This window comes from Planctomycetota bacterium, from assembly GCA_035384565.1.
Classification (GTDB): Bacteria; Planctomycetota; PUPC01; order DSUN01; family DSUN01; genus DAOOIT01.
This window is the reverse complement of the sequence record DAOOIT010000022.1, coordinates 52,570-74,122: the sequence shown is the minus strand read 5'-3', so window position 1 is coordinate 74,122 and position 21,553 is coordinate 52,570. Positions and strand designations below refer to the sequence as shown.

Genomic DNA, 21,553 nt, shown 5'->3' with positions numbered 1-21,553 from the left:
CGACTCCCGCGTGCCACGAGGAAAGGATGGTCAACGGCTGGAGGAGAGTTGCGGCGTCTTCTGTGTGGCGGGCACGAAGCGGATATCGCGAAGCCAGTAGGTAGCCCCTGTGCCATTGCCCCCGAAACCCGCCATCAGGTAGCCCTCGTTGGCGTAGTTGGCCAGCACGGGTTCCCACACCATGAGCAGCCGGTCGCCCGAGTGACGCTCACGAAGCGCGGCAAGCAGGTCCACGGTCACGCGGTGCCACTGCCCATCCGCCTTCACCCCCTCCGGGGCAGGCAGCGTGATCCCCTGGAACGCGGCCCCCTGCGGACCGCTGAGCGGGAGGCGGTACTGGGTCTTCTGGCAGGTGAAGTAGAGGTCCACTTTGGCCTGCGGCGTCAGCTTGATATCAAACGTGAGCTTCGGGTAGTCGAGAGCTGAGAACACGCGGGGCCGGAGCGCCACGGCGAAGGGGCCCCCGGACATCATGTGCGTGATCTCGTACTCCGAGCCCAGGGCCACGATCCGCGCGCTCCCGTCGCCGCAGTCGTTTGTCAAGGCGGCGTCGGCAAACACAGGGTGTGCGCGCAGCACGGGCTTTGGGTCCCCCAGCCGATCGGCGGCCAAGCGCACCTTGGCCACCATGAGGCCGTTATCCACGCTCCAGATCGCCGCGTGGCCGCCCGGCAGCGGGTCTGGGTCCTCGTAGGTGAGGGCAAGGTAGTCCCACACGTACACCCGCACGCTCTTCCCTTCCTTCACGAGGCGCAGGTGGAACCAGCCGCGGTGCTGGCTGTGGAGTTCATCGCGGTTGTAGGCGCGCAGGGTGGGCAACAGCCCCTTGGAACTGCCCGTGGAGGCCACCTGCTTGCCCTTGCGATAGAGGATCGTGCGCTCGTTCTGGTAGGCGCCGAAGAGGACCGCATAGCCGCTCGTGAGGTCCCGGTTCTCGGCGCAGAGGCTGAGCCCCACATCGCGCATGTTGTCGTACCGTCCGGTCCGGTCCATCATCATCACGCCGGCATCGGCCTCCACCGAGCAGTCGCCGTCGAGTCGCCGCTTGCTCCAGATGGCCAGTAGGCCCTCGTCGTTCCTGCCTCCGAAGAACGACCAGGTCGGGTTGCACATCCAGCGGTTCATCACGTCCCACTGGCCGCTCAGCACGTGCCAGTCGGTCGGGCAACCGTTGAAGTAGTCCTCGAAAACGTTCGGGGACGTGACGGTCACGTCGGCGGGCAGTGCGCCGGCGACTCCCACCAGGGCGCCGGATAGCGGCTGCGGGTCATGGAACTCGAGGCACGGCTTGCCGTCCAGCAGGGCCACGATGCGGCTCCCTTCGCGCGCAAGGGCGGCCTCCTTGGCATCCCGGTTGCCGCGCACCTCCTGGGCCACCGTCTTGCCCGCGCGCTGGAGGAGGGCCGGGCCGTCGTCCTCGGGCAGGATGAAGGTATAGCCCGTCTCTGCCCCGCGCGCGGTCGCTGACACGGTGAGCCCCAGCTTCTGGTTCTTCGGCACGGGGACCCCCACGCTCACATCCCCCAGGAAGGGGGCCTTGTGCCAGTACTGGATCCCGCTGTAGTCCCACTGGTATGTGGAGTCGGCCCAGTTCCGCATCGTGGGGTCGGAAAGCTGCGAGTAGTTCCTGGTCCCCCGGCGGCTCTGGGTGCGCCCCTGTGCGCTATCGCCCACCACCACGTCATCGAAACAGGCCACGCCCGGGGCCTCGGCCCATAGGCCGATGCGGCCGGGCACGAGCGAGTCGTCGCCCGCCGAAAGCACCGCCTCACTGTCCACGTAGCAGGTCACCTTCACCTTGCCCAGTTCGTCGCCCTCGATGTCCACGGCCAGGGCGAAGAAGTCGTAGGCATGGAATCCGCCGTCGCGCGAGGCCAGCGTCTCGCGGCGCTCGCCCCGCACGCGTTCGAGAAGCCACTGGCCGCGGTGGTTGAGCACCTTGTCGGCGCTGAGCCATCGGAACACATGGTAGTCGCGCGGGCCAAGATAGGCGAAGACCAGGCCCACCCCTCCGCTCGCCTGGGTGCGCACCGCCGCGCGGAAATGGTAGTCGGTCCAGAAGTCATACCCGGTCGTGATCAGGGCTCCGCTGTCCTCGCAGAACGGCGGGAGGGGCACCTGGCGCTTGCTCTTGCCCCACACGACGACGGCGCGGGCCAGCTCGACCTTGCGCTCCGCGCCATTGCGCTCGATGGTCAACGCGATCGGCTTCCCCACCTCGCCCTGGAGGCGATCCGTGGCCTCGGCGACCGAGCGGACGCGCACCCCGTCAATTTCGCGGATGAGGTCGCCTTCGACCAGTCCCGCCCTCTCGGCCGGCGAGTCGTTGGCCACCAGCGCGATCTGGGGCAACAGGCCCGCCCCAAGCTGCACGCCGATGCCCACGGCGTACTCGCGGCTCCTGCCGCGCGAGGCCACGTCCTCAAGCCGGTCGAAGATCGCCGCCAGCTCGGCGGGGTTGGCGCTCTTGTCGAAATACGTCACCGAACTCAGCGCCCATTGCCCTCGCACGGGCATCCAGGTGCCCGTCTTCGGCACGGGATCGGGGAAATCGTCGGCGAAGCGCACCTGCTCCCGGGCCACGATGCGGAACGACTTGGTCTCGAGGCCGGGCGATGTCCCCACGGCCACCTCGGGCATCCGCTCGGTCCTCGGGGCGGGGCAGCCGAACAGCCAGCGGCCATTCGCCCCGACCAGGAGAGCCCCCGCGGTCCGCTTCACATAGAACGCGCCCAGCCCCTCGCCATCCAGATCGCCTTGCGCGACCTGCCTGCCGCTTGCCCATATGCGCCACTTTCCGGAATCCGCACGCAGTTCCACGGCGTCTGCCGCCACGGACAGCACAGCGGAAACGGGCGCCTTCTGCGTCTGCTCGAACGTAGCCACCGCAAGGTAGCCCTGGGGCGCAGCCTGGCGCAGCGACCGACGTCGCCATTCCAGGCCATCTCCCTCGGCTCCCGCGGCAGCCCCCGCGCGCACACACGCACTGAGAACGAGAATCGTCAGGCAGGTTCGGGCGAACCGGATCACCGCGGGCATTCTCCTTTCGGCGGCAACAGGGGCCAGCCGCCGCCAAGCCAACCTCGTGGGCTACTCATCCACCCGCACGCGGCGCGCGCCGAGGGTGATCTTCACCGCCAGCTTCTCGTCGCCGCGGAGCACCGTGAGCGTCAGCACATCGTTCGGCTTCTTGCCTTCCAGCGCCTCCTTGAGATTCTGGAAGCTCTTGATCTCGGCGTCGCCGATGCCCACGATCACGTCGTTCTTCGCCACGCCGGCCACGGCGGCGGGAGAGCCCTCGCGCACATCGGTGACCAGCACGCCGGTCTTCGTCTTGAGATTCAGCAACTTGGCCACGTCGGGCTCGATGTCTTGCCCGTCGAAGCCCATGTAGGGCTTCTCCTCGAAGCGCGCCGGCGGCGGCGCCACGGGCATGAACCGCCGCTCGCCGCGGCGGCCGCTGACCTCCTGCTGCACCATGTCGGTCACCCGGGCCTCCAAGTCCTTTCGCGCGTTGGCCAGAGTCCCCTCCAGCCGGCGCTGGCCGACGTCCAGTTCGTCCACCTTGGCCCGCAGGGGGCGCAGCTCGGCGCTCAGCTTCTCCACCTGCTCCCTGAGCTGCTGGTTCTCTTGCTGGAGGGCCGACACCTCGCCACGCAGGCTGCCCGAGTCACCGGAACACCCGCCGACGACGATGGCCCCTGCGCCGATCACAAGAGCCCACAGAATGACCCGGCTTCTCACTGAGCGATCCCCCATTGCATGGACTGGCACGTGCGCCGCACGGCTGGCACTGTACCATGGAACGGCCAGAGTCACATCCCTTCTACAATAGCATCGCGCGCGGCTGGATTCAAGGCGCGCCGCCCGAGCCACAGGAACATCGCCACGAAGATCAAACCGACGAGGAGCGAGCCCAGGGCGAGGCTGGCCGCGGCGGTCCGCTCGATGACCCGCCCCAGGGCCGACACGCCTTCCCCCTTCGCGGGGAGCTCGGCGCTCCGCATGCTCACATCGAACCAGCACAGGCCGAAGAAGGACATCATCAGCGTCAGGTAGCCTGTCAAGAGCAGGCGCACCCGGTCGCGGCCCCGAAGGCGCCACTGGGCTGCGCCCAGCACGTACACCAGAACCGCAAGACAGCCCAAGGCCGAGGCCAGAATCAGCACGTCTCCCGCCCCCAGATCGGCCGAGGAACTCGCGAACCGCGCAATGCCGGAGCGATAGACGAGCCAGCCGACCAGCAGGGCCAGCGCGATCTCGACCACCGACGTGCCGACGGCCACGCGCCGGGCCTCGACAGGCTCCGAGGGGGGCTCCGGTTTCCGTTTCCTGGCGATGGCGCACTCTCCTGTCTTGCGAGGCATCTACTCAATAGACACTGGAAGGCACGCAAATGCTGCGCAAGGCGTCACTTCGCTCAGAATTGCGCGTCCTTGCCTTTCTCCCGCTTCGGCCCGTCGGGCGCGGGCACGGCCTCCAGGGCCTGGGCCTCGCCAAACTGCACCTTGGGCATGCCGCCCCAGGTCGCCGATGGTTGCATGCCGGGCATGGCTCGGTCGGCCACCAGCGTGCCGTCGGCGGCGGCCTTCACCCTCAGCGTGGCCACGGGGCCTTTCGGCTTCGCAGCATCCGCTGCCTCGGCTTCGGCGTCCTCGTCATCGTCGCCCAACCGGATGTCCATGCCATTCACGTTCATCCGCATCGTGGCGGCCTTCATGATCATCCGCTGCATCTTGACGTTGCCGCCGCCAGCAACGGCGCCGGCGCCGCCGGCCGCCATGGCGCCTCCCCCCTCGTCCATCATGATCATCACGTTTCCGCCCCCTCCACCGCCGAAGGCGAAGGCGGGCAGCCTCTCCAGTTGCTGCATCAGCCTCACAAGGCCCTTCATGGGCCGCTCGACCCCCTGGGCATCCTTCTCCGTCGCGTACTGCACGGCGGCCAGGCGGCCCATCAGGATACCAGGGTTCTTCGCCTGGTTGCCCTCGACCAGGGTGATCGAGCGCACGAACAGCGTGGCGCCGGTCTCCCTGCGCTCGACCACGTCGCCAACCAGGAAGCCCCGGAAGCCCTTCAGCGCCTCGGCGAGCTGCTCGGCGGTAACATCCGCAGGCCTGGCCGGTTCCGCTGCCGCCAGGGTCCAACCGCTGCATACCAGGCACAGGAGTGCCGCCGCCAGGTGTCTCCACGACATCGCCAGCCTCCTAGTCCGGATTGGGGCGTCGCAAACCGTCACCGACTATTATAGCACATTGGCATAGGCAATAGGATCGGGAACCCCCGCCTCGCGGAAGCCGCGCAGCCGCAGCAGGCAGCTATCGCACCGGCCGCACGCCACGTCATCGCGTTCATAGCACGACCAGGTGAGGCCGAAGGGCGCACCCAAGCGAGTGCCCAACCGCACCACGTCGGCCTTCGACAGATGGAGCAGCGGCGCGACCACCTCGAGCCGCGTCTCGGGGCGCGTGCCCGCTGCGATCACGCGGTTGAACGCCTCGATGAACACACCGCGGCAATCGGGGTAGCCCGAACTGTCCTCCTCCATGGCCCCGAAGAAGATGCGCGTGGCGCTCAGCACCTCGCCCCAGGCGGTGGCCACCGCGAGCAGGTTGGCGTTCCGGAAGGGCACGTAGGAGACGGGGATCCCCTCGCGGTCGAGCTGCCCCTTGGGCACGGCAATGGCCGGGTCGGTCAGGCACGAACCGCCTATGGCAGCCAGGTACGCCAGATCCACGGTGAGGCGCCGCCCGGCGGGCACGCCGTAGAAATCGGCGATGGCATCGAACGCCCGCTTCTCGCGCGCCACGGTGCGCTGGCCGTAGTTGGCGTGGAGCATGGCCACCTCGTGTTCCTGGCGCGCCAGGGCCACGAGCACGCAGCTATCCATTCCCCCGCTCGCCAGCACCACGGCGCCGGGACGCTCGGGCACGGCCGCCTTCTCCATCAGAGGCCTCCTCGGCGCACGATCTCCGGCAGGGCGTACTCCGCGTGGCGCACGCGCCACTCGCCTTCCACGCGGCGCAGGCGGAGGCGCACAAGCGTCTGGTGCCGCCAGGGCGGCTGCTGGCCAGGCTCGCGAGCCTCGGCCACGGCGTAGGCGGTGAACTCGGCGGTCGCCTCATCCCCCGCCACCGCCACCTCCAGCGCGTCCACCTGAACGTCCACGCGGGCCAGATGCATCAGGCCCCTCGTGAGCAGCACACGCATCGAGAGGCGGTCGTAGCCGTTGGCGTCCTGGTAATCCTCGGTGAGGAGCTGGCAGAAGCCTGCGGGGTCGCGCGCCTCGAGCCGCCCCACGAGGCGGCCCACCGCCCGCCTCACCCGCTGTTCGTCGGTCGTGAGCCACTGCATCATCAGCCAGGCGGCCGCACCCAACGCTGCCAGAACGCCGGCGGCCAGCAACAGCTTCTTCATCGCGCCCCGCCCTCCGCTCGGCAGGCCCGCTCGACGTGCACCATCAGCAGCGCGACGTCGGCGGGCGACACGCCGGCGATGCGCGCCGCCTGGCCCAGCGTGGCCGGCCGCAGCCGCGTCAGCTTGTCGCGAGCCTCGGCGCTCAACTCGTGGAGCGTCTCGTAGGCGAATGCGTCGGGGATCATGCGGGACTCCATGCTCCGCAGTCGCTCGATCTCCATCTTCTGCCGCTCGATATAGCCCTCGTACTTCACCTCGATCTCCACCTGCTCGCGCGCGGCGTCCGTCAGGCCCAACCCCGCCACCTCGGGCGCGAACCGTTCGATTCCGGCTAGCGTCATCCCAGGCCGCCGGAGCCACTGGACGAGCGAGTGGCCGTCGTGGAATCGGGCGGCCAGGAAAGCGCGTGCCTCGGCAATGGCGCGCTCCTTGGCCTGCAACTCGCCCCAGAGCGCGTCGTCGCACAGCCCGAGGCGCCGGGCATGCGGCATCAGTCGGCGGTCCGCGTTGTCCTGGCGAAGCAGCAGGCGGTACTCGGCGCGCGAGGTGAACATGCGATACGGCTCGCGGGGAGACAGGGTCACCAGGTCGTCAATGAGCACGCCGACATAGGCCTCGTGGCGCCCGAGCACGAGCGGCCCGTCGCCCCGGGCGGCCAGGGCGGCGTTGAGCCCGGCCATCAGGCCCTGGGCCGCCGCCTCCTCGTAGCCCGATGTCCCGTTGATCTGTCCGCCCAGGAACAGGCCGGGCAGGCGCTGGGTCTCCAGCGATGGCGTGAGCTGGTAGGGCGGCACGAAGTCGTAGGCGATGCCGTAGCCGAAGCGCACGATCTCGGCCCGCTCGAGGCCGCGGATGCTCCGCACCATGGCCACCTGGGCCTCGGGCGGCAGCGTGTTGAAGAGGCCGTTGGCATACACCTCGCGCGTGTGCTCGCCCTCGGGCTCCAGGAAGAGCTGGTGCGAGGTCTTCTCGGGGAAGCGGACGACTTTGGCCTCGATGGACGGGCAGTAGCGCGGCACAGCGCCCGCGGCCCTGCCCGACATTTCGGCCGACAGATGGGCGCTGGCCCGCACGATCTCGTGCGTCCGCTCGTTCGTGTGGGCCACGTGGCACGGAATATCGGGCCGCTGGAACTCGCGGGTCGAGAACGAGAAGGGCCGCGGCGGCCGGTCGCCGTACTGCGGCTGGAGCACCGCGTAGTCAATCGTGCCGCCGTGCAGGCGGGGCGGTGTGTTCGTCGTGAGGCGCTCCACCTCGAAGCCCAGGGCGCGCAGGTCGTCCGACACCCCGACCGCCGGCGGCTCGCCGGCGCGGCCGGCTGGCACCTCGATATCGCCCAGGTGCACCATGCCGTTGAGGAACGTGCCCGTGGTGAGCACGGTGGCGCGGGCGCGGTAGGCGACCCCCATTCTGTCGCGCACGCCCACGCAGCGGCCGCCCTCGACCAGCAGGCCGCACACGCTGGCCTGGCGCAGCCACAGGTTCGGCAGGTTCTCGAGCGCGAGCTTCATCGTGCGCGAGTAGAGCCAGCGGTCGGCCTGGGCCCGCGGCGAATGCACGGCTGGGCCGCGGCCGAGGTTGAGCATCTTGAATTGGATGCCCGATTGATCGGTCACGCGGCCCATCAGGCCGCCGAGCGCATCAATCTCGCGCACCAACTGCCCCTTCGCCAGGCCTCCGATGGCGGGGTTGCAGGACATCTTGGCGATGGTGTCCAGGTTCATCGTGAGCAGCAGTGTGCGGGCGCCGAGGCGCGCGGCGATGTGCGCGGCCTCGCAGCCCGCGTGGCCCGCCCCCACGACGATCACGTCGAACACTTCCCCTCCACCGATCGAACCCGTCATCGGCTCACTCTCACCTTCTCCCCTACTCCTGCCCCCACCACTTGCCGTGCGGACCCGCAGTTGGCCGCCAGCTCCAACAGCCCCGCGCTGCCCACCAGTGCAAGCAGCGCGCCGCGAGAAGCATCCGTATAGGAGACGCTGACGCCCTCGATGATCCTCCCAGCGGTCCCGACGCGCAGGGTTCCCCGAGGGACGCCCAGGCTGTCGAGATCGCTCTCGGTGATGTTCGTGATCAGGTTCCCGAATCGGTCCACGTGTATGACTTGGCCTTCGATCACGCCGGCGCCCGCGCGTCGCGGGCCTCCAGCCTCCAGGCGCACGGGGTCGGCCACAGGAGGGCCAAGCTCCGCAAGGTCTACCCCAAGCGTGACATGGGCCGCCACCGGGGCGAAAACGTCCCGACCGTGGAACGTCGCACTCACGGGGTTGCGGAAGTACGAGGCATTGGTCACGCTCACCAGCCGCCGAGGCGGCGCCTGCGCGAGCACGGGGCTCAGCAAGCCGTTGTCGGGCGCGAGGAACACCTGCCCGGCAGTCTCCGCGCCCAGGATGCGGCGCCCGCTGCCGACGCCGGGGTCCACGACGGCTACGTGGACGGTGCCCGACGGGAACCAGCGCCAGGCCCACGCCAGCAGGTGCGCCCCCCACGCGATATCCTGCGGCGGCACCTCGTGCGAGATGTCCACCAGGCACGCGTCGGGGTTCACACACAGAGCGGCACCCTTCATCGCGCCCACGTAGGCGTCGGCCGTGCCGAAATCCGTCAGAAACGTGATGCAACGTCGGCTCATAGGGTCGGTCTCAGGCGCGGCCCGCGCGCCTCGCGCACGCGCCGCTCGAGCACGCAGATGATCGGGTTCACGTAGCGCAGGTCCTCGGGCAACGACATCAGGTCGGCTCCCAGGAACCGGTGCGGCACGGAGAACTCCTTCGCCGCCCGATACGCATCGCCGCCGAGGAGAAACTGCCAGAATCGCTCCGCCTCGTTCCGGGGCTTGCCCTTGCCCGGCATCCTGCCGAACTGGAGGTTGCTGGTCACGAAGTAGTCGGGCTTCTCGTGCCACAGCCGCTGGAGGTCGTGTGGCAACTGGCGGGGCGAATCCTCCATGGCCACGAGGCGGTACTTCGCGGGATCCAACGGCGGCATCTCGTACTGCCACGGCCACTCGGTTACGCCGATCCGCGCGCCGCGAGGCAGGTGCCGGGCAATCCACTCCCCCGCGACGGTTCTGACATTCTCCGTCGCATAGAGCTCGCACCACGCGAAGGTCATTGCCCCCGCCCAGCCGAAGACCACTGCCAGAACCGCCGCGGCGCAGGCCATGCGCGCCCACGCGATCGGCACGAGGCGCTGGAGAAAGCCCCATGTCGCAACCAGGCCCCTGGCTCCGATGAGCGCAAGCGCGGGCAGAAGGCCCACGTAGTAGCGCGAGTAGGCACGTCCGTCGAAACCCACCACGCCCGCCCACACCAGCACCCACGCGAGCAGGAGCCAGTCGTCGGCCTGCCTGCGCACCAAAGCCCAAACCACGCCAACGGCAATCACCACAACCACGGGCCATGTGACCAGGGACGGAAGCATCTCAGGCAGGTGCATGGCCCATGACAGAGACAGCGCGCGGTCCACGGGGCCTCCGTGCGCAACATGAACTGTCTCCGAGCTGAAGTCCGCCAGAAACTGGTCGGCCCGAAGCAAATGGTATGGATTCGTGAGTGCGAAGACCGCCGCCATCACCACGAGCGACGCCGCCACCCCGCCTGCGAGCGCACGCTTCGAATCGCCTTCACGCCGGTACCACAAGACGCCCGCCAACGGCACCATGACCCAGAGCGGAGCAGCGAAATACTGGCAGCCCACGCACAGGCCCGCCGCGACCCCGGCGAAGTCGAACCATCGCGCGGCCCCGGTCCGGGCGACCCTGCGACAACAGCCGAAGAACGCAAGCGCTGCCAGCGCCGTGAGAGTGTCCCGCGTCAGGTGATGCGAGTGGACGGCGAACGCTGGCATCGCCGCGAGCAGTCCCATCGCAATCAACCCGACCCCGGGCGCCATAGAGGCCCCCAGGCGCCACGAGACCGCGAGGGCGCCGGCAGCCGCCAGCAGTGTGAGTGCGCGCCCCACCAGGTACATGCGGCCCAACTCGTCCGGATGGTCGAAGTAGAAGCCCACGTTGCGCTCGATCCGCACTGCGCCCAGCAGGTGGCAGATGCCCTCGGCCGCGCCCACCAGATAGGTATGCAAGGCAGGATAGATGTAGTTCTTCGGGTCGAAGTCCAGGCGTCCTGGCCGCATGTTGCTCAGGGTCTTGAAGACCTGGTACTCGTCAGGGTGGTACGAGCGCAGGGGGTTGAAGAGGTGTCGCGGGTACATCTCGGCCACGGGCGAGCGCCGGCCGCGCGAGCCCCATATCTGCCAGCTCTTCTGGAGCAGTTCTGGCGACAGTTCCCTGGCGCGCTGCACCGAACCGTCCAGCCTGGCCCGCTCGGTGCTTGGGATTCCCCACGCCAGCCCCCAGAGCACCAGGCCGCAGAACGCCGCCAGGACCAAGCCGGCCGCCACCCACTCTCGGCCACTGGGCGAGTTCACCTGAGGATCAGCGCTCTTCATTCCCAGATTCTAGCGGCTCCCTGCCGTCGTCGTCAAGGTTGCAGCCCAGGGTGTCCGTTCCGGTCCTCGCAAGCGGTGCGCGAGCGATGCCCTTCAATCGCCCGCATCGCACACCACGCGGAAGCCCACGTCGAACACTCGCTGCCATGGCCAGTGGCTCCGGCGGGCACCCGACCGCGCGAAGCCGGGACGGCTGTACCAAGAGCCGCCCCGCACGACCCGTCGGCCGCCGACAGCAGCGTGGCCTGGATCCTCCGCACGGAAGGGGTATGGGAGTTCCGCACTGCGCGTCCATTCGGCCACATTGCCCTGCATGTCGTGGAGTCCCCAGGCATTCGGTGCATAGAAGCCCACCGGCGCGGAAACGGTGTGCCTGTCATCCCCTGATGCTACGGGTAGAAACGGCCGGACTCGTTCGCCCTGGCACAGCCGCAGAAGCGAGGTATCCGCCAGGTTAGCGAAGTCCGCGAAACCCGTTTCCGCGGAACCGAAACTGAAGGGCTGATCGCTCCCCGCACGGCAGGCCCATTCCCACTGAGCCTCCGTGGGCAGTGCGAATGCGGCGCCGGTGGCCCGCGACAGCCAGGCGCAGAAGGCATTCGCCTGCTCCCACGAGACGCGGCACACGGGTTGGCGGGGCTGGTCCAGGGGGAAGAAGTCGCCGCGGCTCCATCGCAGCCACATCTTGCCCTCGTCGCCGCTGCGATGCTCGGGGTCAAAGCGGGCGAACTGTTCGTTGGTGACCTCGATCTTGCCGATCCAGAATGGCCGCTCGATCTTCGCCACGAAGACTGGGCGCTCGTCTGGATAGCCCTCGGGGTCGCCCATGACGAACTCGCCGGCGGGGATCAGCTTGAGGTCCAAGGTCACACCGCCACCGAGGTCTACCTTGTGGTCGGTGGTTGGCCCGGCCGCGGCCTGTCTCCGTTTCGCCTCGACCTCGTCGAAGGGCCACCCCGGGAGATTGCCGACGCTCGTGGTGGCCCCCGGCGCCCGAGGTGGAACCGGGTCGCCGACCCGGGCCGGCGGCAGGCCCGCATCGGCCTCGGGGTCGTCGTCGAAGCCTGCATAGCGTTTCAGAAGCTCGCGGCGCCGCTCGATGCACTGGCGCGCGGTGGGGTTATTGCGCGCCGTCGGTATCTCGAGCCAGGTGCCATAGGCGGGGGCGTTGAGGTCGAGCCAGGTCACCAGGCGATCCCAGGCCTCCGCGTCGAGCCGCACCCCGCCGTGGCCCTTGCGCAGCATCTGCACCAGGGGCGAGGTGTCGGCATGATAGTCGGCCGGCGGAGGAAGCAGCGGGTTGCCCTCCAACCCCGGGGCGCGGACATAGCGCCGCAGCGCATAGAACGACGGGGGGAACGGGGCGTCTGAGAACGGGAACGTCCTGGGTTCGGCCCGGCGGAGGTCCATCGGCGTTCGGCCATCGGCCTGCGCCTTGCCGCCATGGCAACCGACGCAGTACTTGTCGAGCACTGGCTGGACCTCGCGGTCCCAACTGAACCCGCGTGTGGGACCGTACCAGGGCTTGATAGGCGACGGCTTGCGGCCCAGCGCGAGGGTGCCGCGGTTGGGCGATGCGCTGTTCCTGTCCTCATGGCAGCCCACGCACGAGACGGCCTCGCCGGGCATGGCCGTGAACCAGCTTCGCATCAGTTGGAGAGCCTTGCCTTCGGCATCGAGCGGCTGCACGGCCAGCGGCATGTTCGCCGGCACCGTGAAGTAGGCCGAGCCGTCACCGTCCACCGGCACTGCGCCCAACACGCGCCGGACGTCCCACGGGCCGTCCATTCCGATGTAGTCTTCGATCCCCGACGTGCCGAAGTAGTTGAAGTGGTACGTGAACAGGCGGAGGGCCTTGACCGTGCCGCGAGGGATTCCTGCCAGCCCGGGGCCGGCATAGATGTCAGACAGGTAGACGGTGGCCTCGCGGGAGTCGGGTGTGACCCGGTCCGGGATCACAGGCGGCCGCGGCGTCGCCCGCAGCGGCACGGGCTCGAAGAGCACCCACCCCGGCTCCTCGCGGATCAGCACTAGGTTGTCGAACACGTCGGCCAGGTAGATGCCCCAGCGCGAGTCGGGGGTCGGCTGGCACGACACCAGGAAGTGCTTATCACTCAGCGGGTAGGGATGCAGGAAGCGCGGCCAGGAGCCGGACACCAGTTCGTCCACCATCCGGGCCTCCACCTTCTGGCCCCAGCCCGGAATGCGTTGGACCACGCCTTCGGCCTGCTGGCGTCCCCTGGCCACGTCGAACAGCATCAGCTCGCCCGCCCGCGCGGTGCCGTGATGGCCGGAGATGACGCCGACGAACTTCGTCGGGTGGCCCGGGATGGGGCGCGCGTAGAAGATGCGGTTCGGCCAGTGACTGCTGCTGGCGTAGTAGGCGCGCTGCTCGGTGCCATCGGGGTTCATGGTGAACACCCGCGCGCTGAACGCGTGCGCGATGTCGGTGTACTCCCATCGCGTGTAGAGCACTCGCCCATCGGGCATCGCCGTGGGGCAGAAGTCGTGGTCCTGGTCGAAGCACAGGCGGCGGATGCCCGAGCCATCCGCGTTCATCACGCAGAAGTTGGCCACTTCGTCGAGCCGACGCTCGCACGGCACCGATTGGAAGCAGGCGGATGAGGCGAACAGGATGCGGCCATCGGGCAGGTAGCAGGAGTCGTAGCTGTCCACGTCGGGCTCGTCGCCGCGCGTCACCTGGCGCAGGCCCTCGCCGTTCACTCCGATCTCGAAGACCTGGAAGCGGCCGCCCTGGCCGATTGACGAGAAGAGCAGCCGGTCCGCGTCGAAATGGAGCGCCACGTTGCCGACGTAGACCGCCTTCTCCGGGCGGAACAGTGTCGTGAGTTCCCCGACGGTCTTCAGCCTGGAGAGCACGGCGATTTCGTTGTCGAAGGGCACCTGCCTCAGGACGCCGTTGCCCTGGAAGTTGATCGGCAGGCCGTGGAGCACGCCGATGGGGTCGTTGCCCGAGAACGGCACCGTGCGAAGCGCGGAGGGGTCGGGCTGCCGCCTCTCACGTCGCTTGATGACGAGCAACCGGTCGAAGTCCAGCAGCGGGTTTGCCAGGAGGGCCTCGCGCCTCAGCTCCTCAAAGCGCGCGACCGCGGCCAGGAGCCGGCCCGCGTCCACAGGCTGTTGCTGCGCCGCGGCCAGGGTCTCGCGCAGCGAGACGATCTGGCTCAGGTACTGTCGCCCCCGCGGGTAATTCTCCCCGTATGTGCGCATCAGGTCCGCCACCGCCCGATGCAGGCTTTCCAGCTTCGCGTCCCATCCCGCCAGGACCCTCTCGATCTCCTTGGAGCGATAGTACAATTCCCGGACGGGCGGGAGGTCGGAGAGTCTGGCTACGTTCCTCGCCAACTCGCGCGCTCGCGGCGCCAGGCCGGCCCGGGTGGCCGCGGCATAGCGCTCGGCCAGCCCGCCGGGCCTGTCGAATGGCCAGTCTTCAGCCCAGAGGTTGTCCTGGCGCTCCACGGCCATCTGCCGCAGCGATTCGGCATCCGGGAAGTCCTGCTCCAACAGGCGCCAGAGATCGTCGCGCCGCGCGCTGCCCGCCCCCGGCGGCTCCTTCGTCTTGCCGGCCAGTTCGGTCTCCTGGCGGGCGAGCGCGGCTCGGCTCGCCGCAAGGGTCTCCACCCACGTGGCCTGCCGCGTGTAGTATCCGAAGGGGCCTCCGCCGACGCGCACCTCGCAGTGGGAGAAGGAAACCGAGCAGACGCGGTTATCGGGGCTTGCCGAGCACCCCACCAGCGCCGGGTATCCGGTCAGCCTGGCGTGATCCTTGCCCCACGCCACCATCCAGTCGGCCGGCTCCGGCTGTCCATCGCTCCAGGCCTTGCCCCTGAGGCCGGCGGGCGTCTTCCACAGCTTCACCCAGTACCACTGGCCAGAGCGGTAGGCGAACGGACATCCCGGCGCCCACTCCACGTAGTCGCGGACGAACTCCAGCTTCCCGGCGTGGAACACGAGATTGAGGCCGTAGCCGTTGGCAGGGTCCGCGCACAGGCCTACGCCGGCGCGCGCCCAGTCGTCCTCCGCCCAGGTATCGAGCCGCAGCCTGGCCGTAATCACGACCTCGGCGGACACATTGTGTCCCTCGCCGATCAGGATGAGCGCTTTGGTGGGATCGGAGGCTGCCGGGTCCACCAGTCGAAGGCATCCATCCTTCAGTTCCCACTTCCCCCCGACCGTCCGCACCTCGCGGGGCAGCCCCTTCGCAAAGTCGCAGACAAAGGCCTGCTTGGTCGGGGCGCCCTCTACGCCGCTCGTCGCTCCGCCCTCCGCTCCGAGCGCCGCCACGGCTCGCGCCCAAACCGCCACCCATGCGATCACCCCAGGGCATCTCAAGCTCAAGGCACTCTCCTTCGCCCTGATACCAGCGGGACGCCTCTCGCTACGCAGAATGGCGGTTGCCGCTACTTCGTCCTGAACGTCCGTTCGTGGCCCGTGGCGGGGATGCGCACCGTGTAGGCCGCTCCGTCGGGTGCGACCTGGAGTTCAATGTGGTTGCCCTTGCATTCCGAGCCTGGCCCGAGGTTCGCAATCAGCTCGTCGGGCGTGTTGTCCGCGTCGGGTGCGAGGTTCTTGTGAAGCTGGTAATTGGCCTGAATCGAGGGGGTGGCCTTCAGCACGGCCCGCGTTCTCGGCCCGCAGCCCTTCCGGTCGCCGTTGGTCATCACCGTTACCGTCGGGGCCAGCGACCTCACGAGCACGGGATTATTCGACAAGTCCAGCCCGTGGTGGGTCACCTGATAGACGTCCACCTCGCCCACCAGGTTGACGGGCAGAACAAGCTTCGCCTCCAGACGTCCCGTGAGGTCGGCGCCGCCGTAGAACTCAAAGGCGCCGAAGCGCAGGAGCAGGACGACGGACTGGCGGTTCTCGGACTTGTCTTCGGGGTACTCGGGCGCTTCCGAGGCGGGAATGGGGTTGGGCTTGTGGTCGGGGCCGGGCGCGATGAACTGCTGGGCGGCGGCGAGGCACGTGAGGCTCGCTCTGGCAGCCCCCTCGGCCTGGCGGAGGGGAAGCGTGTCGCCGGGCTTGAGGACCGTGTAGGGCATCGTCTTGCGCCAGGCGACGTATTTCACGTACATCGGTTCGGGCCGCCCGATCTCGCCACCTTGGTCGTACACGCGGCGGATAGGGATGAGCTTCGAGAGTTCGGCCGCGCCGCCATGGTGGTCAATATCGAAGTGGGTGACCACCAGATGGTCAATCTGCTTGAGGCCCGCCACATCCCTTGCCACCTTGGCAATGCGGCCGGGGTCGCGCGGATTATCGAGTCCGGTGTCCACGAGCACCGACTCGCCGGCTGGCGTCACGATCAACGTCGCCCCTCCGCCTTCGACATCCACCCAGTAGATGCTCAGGCGGGCCGCCTCAGCAGACATGCCGACACACGGGACGAGCAGCACCAGGGCCGCGAGGCCCAGTAGCCAATTCGACATGCCGCACTCTCCTGTCGTTCAGCTCTTGAGACCCTCAAGACTCACCTCAAGCCGCTTGTTCTCCTTGATCAACTCGTCCATCGTCAGGTAGCGACGGCGGGCGGCGGCCTCGCGGGCCAGGATGGCCGTGAGCGTGCCGTCAACCGCGCGCTGCGCGGTGAGGTTGGTGAAGTCGCCCTTGATGATGCTGTCGTAGAAGTTGGCGATGTTGCGCATGGCGCCCTGGTCGTAGACGCTCCCTGCGTCCTTGACGAAGTGTTTGTCGCCGCCGCGGACATAGCACTTGCCCCAGTAGGCGAGGCGGGCGGTGGCCTTCATGCCGTAGAAGCTGGCCGTGAGCGAGGCCACGTCGTGCTCGTTCGCCAGCGTTTGAGTAATGTGCGTCCAGACCACGCCGTCGGCGTACTCGTAGACCACCCCGAGGCAGTCGGTGCGGTCGCCGTTGGGGTTGGGGCGGCAGGTGCGCGAGAAGCCGCAGGCGGCCACGGGTCGGCGCCCCATGAGCCACTGCACGGCGTCAATAATGTGGATGTCATAGGCCACGACGCCGTCGCCGCCGAGCGCGATGTCGGACAGCCAGGTGCCGCCGCGCAGGCGGCTCTCGATGGTCTGGGTCTTCGGCGGGTCGCCCCACATGCCGGTGAAGCCGTAGGAGATGATGTGGGCGATGGGGCCGATGGCGCCCTCGCGGACGCGGGTGGCGACCTCGATGTTCGAGGGGTCGAGCGGGAGCTGGTAGTCCACGAGGAAGGCGAGCCTTTTCTCAGTGGCGAGCTTGCCGGCGGCGCCGATGGCGAGGGTGCCGGGCACGTCGGTCGCCACGGGCTTGGCCATGTAGACGTTGACGCCGGCCTGGACCGCCGCGGTGGCCTGCTCGGGGTAGAAGTAGGGCACATCAATGATCACGACGGCCTCGACACCGCTCTCCAGGAGGCGCTTGTAGCCTTGGAGTCCGCCGAAGCAGCGGGCCTCATCGGCCCCGAGGGCCTTGCCTGCGGCCTTCGCCACGTCCTCGAAGTAGTCGGCCACGCCCCAGATCTCGTAGCCGCCGTGCTGCTTGAAGAGGTTGGCGATCCAGCGGCCGCGTCCGCCAGCGCCGATGAGGCCGAGCTTGAGCTTGCGGTCGAACGCCTTGGGAGGCGGGGGTACCGGCTCCGCAGCACGGACCAACCCGCAGACGATGAGCGGCGCGGCGCCTGCCACAAGAAACTGGCGCCGCGTGGAAACAGCAGCCCCCCTGCACCCTGTGAGTTCAGCGGACTCCATTCCTCTCTCCTTGCGTCTGAAAGGGCTTCACTTCGCGCTCGGTGCGGCGTCGGCCGGCAGGTCGCCCGTGGCGAACTGGATGCCAGCGAGGAGGTGACGAAGGAAGAGCGGGTTCCAGTAGGTCTCGAGGGCGTGGCCGAGGGTGGTGTAGAAGACGCGGCCCTTGCCCGGGCCGTATTCGCGGACCCAGCTGATGGCGTAGTCCTTGTCGGGGCGCTTGCCGGGGTCCTTCATCGCCTCGAGGTCGAGGGTGAGGAGAATGCGAAGGTTCTTGCGGGTGTAGTAGGGCTCCTGGAAGAAGTAGATTTCGTCGTTGATTTGGAAGGGCTTGCCCTCGAAGGCGGCGTTGAGGGGGTGCTTGGGGTCGTCGAGCTTGATTGTTACCTTTTCGTAGAGGTGGCCGCTGTAGAATCCGCCCATCATTTCGCCGTATTCCTTCCAGCCTGCGAAGGCGGCGGTGGCGGCGTGGATGCCGACGATGCCGCGGCCGGGAACGTCCTTGTTGTTGGGGTCCTTGCCGCCGACGTAGTCGAGGATGCTCTTCTTGACGGCGGCGTCGAAGGCTTTGGCGGCGGCCTTGCGCTCGTCGTCGAGCTTGCCGAAGTCGGGCGGCAGGAATGGCTCAGGCTCGTGGATGTTGTTCATGACGATGGCATCGAACTGGCCGATGCGGTCAATTAGGAGGAGGCGCGGGTCGTCGCTGACGACGGCGGTGAAGGCTCCGGTCTTCCTGCCGAGGATTTCGAGGGCTTTCTCGGCGATGGCGTTGGGGGTGTGGGTCCAGGCGTGGCCCCACACGAGCACCTTGCGCGGCTTGGCGGGCTTGGCCGGCGCGGTGTCGGGTGCAGCCGCCTCGATCTTCTTCAATTGTTCCTCGGTCGGCTCGGCAACGCTTCCCGCCTTCATCTTGGCGGCGCGCACTTCGGGTGGGGTGGGGCCGGGTACGCGTCTCACGAGCTTCTCCTTTCGCGGCTCGGTGGGCGCATCGAGGTCCCCCGTCGCGAACTGGATGCCATCCAGGTAGAACTGGAGGAGTTGCGGGTTCCAGAAGAGGTCGGCTCGGTGGCCGAAGGAGGTGTACCAGATGCGGCCTTTGCCGACGGCTTTGACCCAGGCGAGGGGCCAATCGTTGTCGGGCTGGCTGATCCATCGGACGCCCATGTTGGTGCGTTCGGGGTCGAGGGAAACGAGTACGCGGCACTTGGCGCGGTCGAACGGGGGGCCGTACTGGTAGATTTCGTCAGCGATGCGGAAGTCCTTGCCCTCGTAGGCGGCGACGAGGGGCGACGTCGGGTCGTCCACCATGACGCCGATCTCCTCGTTCCAGGGGTGGCCGGTGAACTTGCCGCCGATCAACTCGCCGAACTCCGGCCAGTGCCCATTGGCCGCGATGGCGAAGTGAATGGCCATGACGCCGCCGCCGGCGTTCAGCCAGTCCAGAAACGTCTTGCGAAGGGCCTCCTCCACGGCCTTCTTCTCGGCCCCGAGCTTCTTGAACCCGTCCTTCTCCATATCGGCATCGGTCGGCGTGATCCACGGGCCGCAGGAGTTGTTCATCACGATGGCATCGAACTGCTTGATGTTCTCGGGCAGGAACATGGCCAGCTCATCGCTCATCACGGGCTCGAAGGCCTTGGACTTCTCGCCGAGGGCTTTGAGGGCGGCGGCGCCATAGGGCACACAGTAGCCCTTGTGGGGGTCCTTGTCGTACAGGTGGGCGGGCGTGCTGAAGACGAGCACCTTGCGCGCCTTCTTGGGCTCCACGCGCGGCCTGACGGGCGCCGCATCGAGTATCCTCTTCTCCTGGTGCTTCGGGATTTGCTCCAGCGCCACGGCGGCGGAGGCCGCCCAAGCCGCCGCAATCGCCAGCGTCGCACACCGAACACCCGTGCTGGCCATTCCCAGCCCCCTTTCCACAAGAGCCCATCAGGCACACACTGGCACTGCCGCATTCAGCCTAGCAAGTTCGTCAACTCAGTTCAAGGGCGCCCGGGCACCTGCTCCTGCGCGCGAGCGAAGGCCCGGCCAGAGGTCTCCACGCGGCCCTTCCGCGCGCTCCTGGAGGCGCTTGACTCCTTGGGTCAAACCGCTATGATTGCCGTTGCCGGGAGGAAAGGCAGCCGCCAGAAGACCTTGGCGACCCAGGGCAGAGGCGGAGATGCGCAAGGCTTGGTTCAACCTGCTCCATCGGCGGGCGTGCGGGCCGCTTGCCGCCATCGTGCTGCTCGTGGCCCCGCCATGCCTCGCGGGCGCGCGCCCTGCACGCCCTCAGGGAGAACCCCCGAGCGCCGAGGTGCAGCTCTCCAACGAGGAGGTGAAGACCCTCGACACGTTCGAAGGCCACGCGCTCACCAAGGCCGACAAGGTCTTCGACTCCAGGGACTTCCCACGCGCCGCCGCCGAGTACGACAGTTTCCTCCTCGAGTTCCCCAAGTCGAAGGCCATTCCCTACGCTCTTGTACGCAAGGCTCGAGCGCTTCACCTCGCGCTCAAGCGTCACGAGGCGATCAAGGCGTACAACGAGGTTCTCGACTACTTCCCCAACGCCGTGAAGTACGCGGCGCCGGCCCTCTTCAATATCGGACTCTGTCACTGGGAGAACGGCGACGAAGAAGATGCCATGAGAATCTGGGCCAAGATGGCTGCCGACGACGCCTACTCCAAGCATCCCCTCGCCGCCTCGGCCCTCACTCATCTTGCCGAGCACCTGGCCAAAGAGGGCCAAGCTGAGCGCGCCGCCGCCACATGGCGCCAGATCGCCGTCAACTTCCGCACGCAGAACCCGCAGGCCGCCAACAACGCCATCCAGCAGGTCATCGCCTTCTACATCCGCACGCAACCCGACGAAGCCAAGCTGAGGGCCTTCTACCGCGAGGTGGCAGGCTTCGGAGAAAAACCCGAACGCCTGGAGGCCGACCTCGACAGCAGCCGCCGTTACTGGGGACACGTCCTCCAAGGCGTTCGGCTCCACGGCCGGTTCGACAACGCGCAGGCCGACCTCCGCGACCGATACTATCGCACCTGGGCCGCCGCGCTCGATGGCCGCTTCGCCGACTGGGACCACTATCAGATCGAACTGGCCAACTTCAAGCTCGCGTTCGAACGCGACCCTGCCCAATGGATCGCACGCCTGGACGCCCAGTTCGAGCGTGGCCAGAAGCCGGGCGACTATGCCCGCATCGTGCGCTGGATCGCCCTGTTCGCGCAGCACAAGGCGAAGGTGATGGACTACTACGGCAAGCTCGCGTTTGAGAAGATGGCCAATGCGGACATTCGGGAGCTGATGCGTATCCTCTACGAGCGCGCCAACGAGGCCAAGCTGGCCCGGAATCTCGTCAGCAAGCTCCGGCTCGGCGAGATGCCCGACAGCGAGAAGGCCGACCTGGCGCGTTACCTGGCTGCGCGCGAGCCGGACCTCGTGAAGGACATCTGCCTGAGCTTCGACGACAAGGAACTCGGCCAGATGGAACTCCTCCGCTTCCACCACGGCCGCAAGGACGCCGCCCTCGGCGTCCCCATCGCCGACCAGCTTCTGCGCTCCGCGCGCTTCGCCAAGGAGGCCCTCTGGCTCAAAGGCCAGCTCCTCCACGCCACGAAGCAGTATCCTCAAGCCATCGCCGTCTACCAGCAGTGCGACAATCCGCCCGACAACCTGTGGGCCATCGCCGACTGCTACGCCAAGCAGGACAAGCTCGATCAGGCGGTGGCCCAACTCCGCGAGGTCGAGGCGTTCTTCAAAGCCCACGCACCCGAGGCCGCGCTCCGCATCGCCAACCTCTACCGCGAGGCAGGCAAGACGCCCCAGCACATCGCGGCCCTTCGGATGGTGCTCAAGAAATATCCTGAGAGCGCTCAGTCCAGCGCCGCCCATCACGAGCTCGAGCGCCTCGGGGTCAAAATGGGCGGCGGCTTGGACGCCCAATAGCTGCCCCGGCGCTCCACCGGCGCCGTTCGGGGCCCAACAT

The 21,553-nt window shown here is 68.0% G+C and carries 14 protein-coding genes; 1 reads left to right on the top strand and 13 read right to left on the bottom strand.

What is annotated here, in order from left to right:
- Positions 1-30 precede the first annotated feature (30 nt).
- The 13 genes from PLE19_10220 to PLE19_10160 all read right to left on the bottom strand — a co-directional run bounded on the left by PLE19_10220 (position 31) and on the right by PLE19_10160 (position 19,487).
- Positions 31-3,030, bottom strand: a complete 3,000-nt coding sequence (locus tag PLE19_10220) for a PDZ domain-containing protein (GenBank protein HPD15317.1) — start codon at positions 3,028-3,030, stop codon at positions 31-33.
- A gap of 60 nt (positions 3,031-3,090) precedes the next feature.
- Positions 3,091-3,744, bottom strand: a complete 654-nt coding sequence (locus PLE19_10215; GenBank protein HPD15316.1) for a PDZ domain-containing protein — start codon at positions 3,742-3,744, stop codon at positions 3,091-3,093.
- Between the two features lie 71 nt (positions 3,745-3,815).
- Positions 3,816-4,367, bottom strand: coding sequence for a hypothetical protein (locus PLE19_10210; GenBank protein HPD15315.1), 552 nt, complete (start codon positions 4,365-4,367; stop codon positions 3,816-3,818).
- A gap of 53 nt (positions 4,368-4,420) precedes the next feature.
- A complete protein-coding gene (locus tag PLE19_10205; GenBank protein ID HPD15314.1) occupies positions 4,421-5,197 on the bottom strand; it encodes a hypothetical protein in 777 nt (258 codons plus the stop codon).
- Positions 5,198-5,245: 48 nt separating this feature from the next.
- The gene (queC, locus tag PLE19_10200; protein ID HPD15313.1) at positions 5,246-5,947 is read right to left on the bottom strand and encodes a 7-cyano-7-deazaguanine synthase QueC; all 702 of its coding nucleotides are present in this window, start codon (positions 5,945-5,947) and stop codon (positions 5,246-5,248) included.
- Positions 5,947-6,417 carry a nuclear transport factor 2 family protein gene (locus PLE19_10195; GenBank protein ID HPD15312.1) on the bottom strand — a complete coding sequence of 157 codons (471 nt, stop codon included), beginning with the start codon at positions 6,415-6,417 and terminating at the stop codon, positions 5,947-5,949. The genes queC and PLE19_10195 overlap by 1 nt, the downstream gene beginning before the upstream one ends.
- The gene (gene mnmG, locus PLE19_10190; protein HPD15311.1) at positions 6,414-8,261 is read right to left on the bottom strand and encodes a tRNA uridine-5-carboxymethylaminomethyl(34) synthesis enzyme MnmG; all 1,848 of its coding nucleotides are present in this window, start codon (positions 8,259-8,261) and stop codon (positions 6,414-6,416) included. Before mnmG ends, PLE19_10195 begins: the two co-directional genes overlap by 4 nt.
- On the bottom strand, positions 8,258-9,052 hold the full coding sequence (locus tag PLE19_10185) for an SAM-dependent chlorinase/fluorinase (protein HPD15310.1): 795 nt from the start codon (positions 9,050-9,052) through the stop codon (positions 8,258-8,260). Before PLE19_10185 ends, mnmG begins: the two co-directional genes overlap by 4 nt.
- A complete protein-coding gene (locus PLE19_10180) occupies positions 9,049-10,869 on the bottom strand; it encodes a hypothetical protein (protein HPD15309.1) in 1,821 nt (606 codons plus the stop codon). Before PLE19_10180 ends, PLE19_10185 begins: the two co-directional genes overlap by 4 nt.
- A gap of 93 nt (positions 10,870-10,962) precedes the next feature.
- Positions 10,963-15,228, bottom strand: coding sequence for an SUMF1/EgtB/PvdO family nonheme iron enzyme (locus PLE19_10175; GenBank protein ID HPD15308.1), 4,266 nt, complete (start codon positions 15,226-15,228; stop codon positions 10,963-10,965).
- A 62-nt stretch (positions 15,229-15,290) separates the two neighbouring features.
- On the bottom strand, positions 15,291-16,322 hold the full coding sequence (locus tag PLE19_10170) for an MBL fold metallo-hydrolase (GenBank protein ID HPD15307.1): 1,032 nt from the start codon (positions 16,320-16,322) through the stop codon (positions 15,291-15,293).
- 18 nt (positions 16,323-16,340) lie between these two features.
- Complete coding sequence (locus PLE19_10165) at positions 16,341-17,588, bottom strand: Gfo/Idh/MocA family oxidoreductase (protein HPD15306.1); 1,248 nt, start codon at positions 17,586-17,588, stop codon at positions 16,341-16,343.
- Positions 17,589-17,615: 27 nt separating this feature from the next.
- Positions 17,616-19,487, bottom strand: coding sequence for a ThuA domain-containing protein (locus PLE19_10160; GenBank protein HPD15305.1), 1,872 nt, complete (start codon positions 19,485-19,487; stop codon positions 17,616-17,618).
- A gap of 259 nt (positions 19,488-19,746) precedes the next feature.
- Here PLE19_10160 and PLE19_10155 point away from each other — a divergent pair, with 259 nt between their 5' ends.
- The gene (locus PLE19_10155) at positions 19,747-21,513 is read left to right on the top strand and encodes a tetratricopeptide repeat protein (protein HPD15304.1); all 1,767 of its coding nucleotides are present in this window, start codon (positions 19,747-19,749) and stop codon (positions 21,511-21,513) included.
- Positions 21,514-21,553: the final 40 nt, after the last annotated feature.

What these genes read in the sequence shown, in the direction of transcription:
- PLE19_10210 (HPD15315.1), bottom strand. Translation starts at nt 4,367, where the DNA reads ATGCCTCGCAAGACAGGAGAGTGCGCCATCGCCAGGAAACGGAAACCG.
- PLE19_10205 (HPD15314.1), bottom strand. Translation starts at nt 5,197, where the DNA reads ATGTCGTGGAGACACCTGGCGGCGGCACTCCTGTGCCTGGTATGCAGC.
- queC (HPD15313.1), bottom strand. Translation starts at nt 5,947, where the DNA reads ATGGAGAAGGCGGCCGTGCCCGAGCGTCCCGGCGCCGTGGTGCTGGCG.
- PLE19_10195 (HPD15312.1), bottom strand. Translation starts at nt 6,417, where the DNA reads ATGAAGAAGCTGTTGCTGGCCGCCGGCGTTCTGGCAGCGTTGGGTGCG.
- mnmG (HPD15311.1), bottom strand. Translation starts at nt 8,261, where the DNA reads ATGACGGGTTCGATCGGTGGAGGGGAAGTGTTCGACGTGATCGTCGTG.
- PLE19_10185 (HPD15310.1), bottom strand. Translation starts at nt 9,052, where the DNA reads ATGAGCCGACGTTGCATCACGTTTCTGACGGATTTCGGCACGGCCGAC.
- PLE19_10180 (HPD15309.1), bottom strand. Translation starts at nt 10,869, where the DNA reads ATGAAGAGCGCTGATCCTCAGGTGAACTCGCCCAGTGGCCGAGAGTGG.
- PLE19_10170 (HPD15307.1), bottom strand. Translation starts at nt 16,322, where the DNA reads ATGTCGAATTGGCTACTGGGCCTCGCGGCCCTGGTGCTGCTCGTCCCG.
- PLE19_10165 (HPD15306.1), bottom strand. Translation starts at nt 17,588, where the DNA reads ATGGAGTCCGCTGAACTCACAGGGTGCAGGGGGGCTGCTGTTTCCACG.
- PLE19_10160 (HPD15305.1), bottom strand. Translation starts at nt 19,487, where the DNA reads ATGGCCAGCACGGGTGTTCGGTGTGCGACGCTGGCGATTGCGGCGGCT.
- PLE19_10155 (HPD15304.1), top strand. Translation starts at nt 19,747, where the DNA reads ATGCGCAAGGCTTGGTTCAACCTGCTCCATCGGCGGGCGTGCGGGCCG.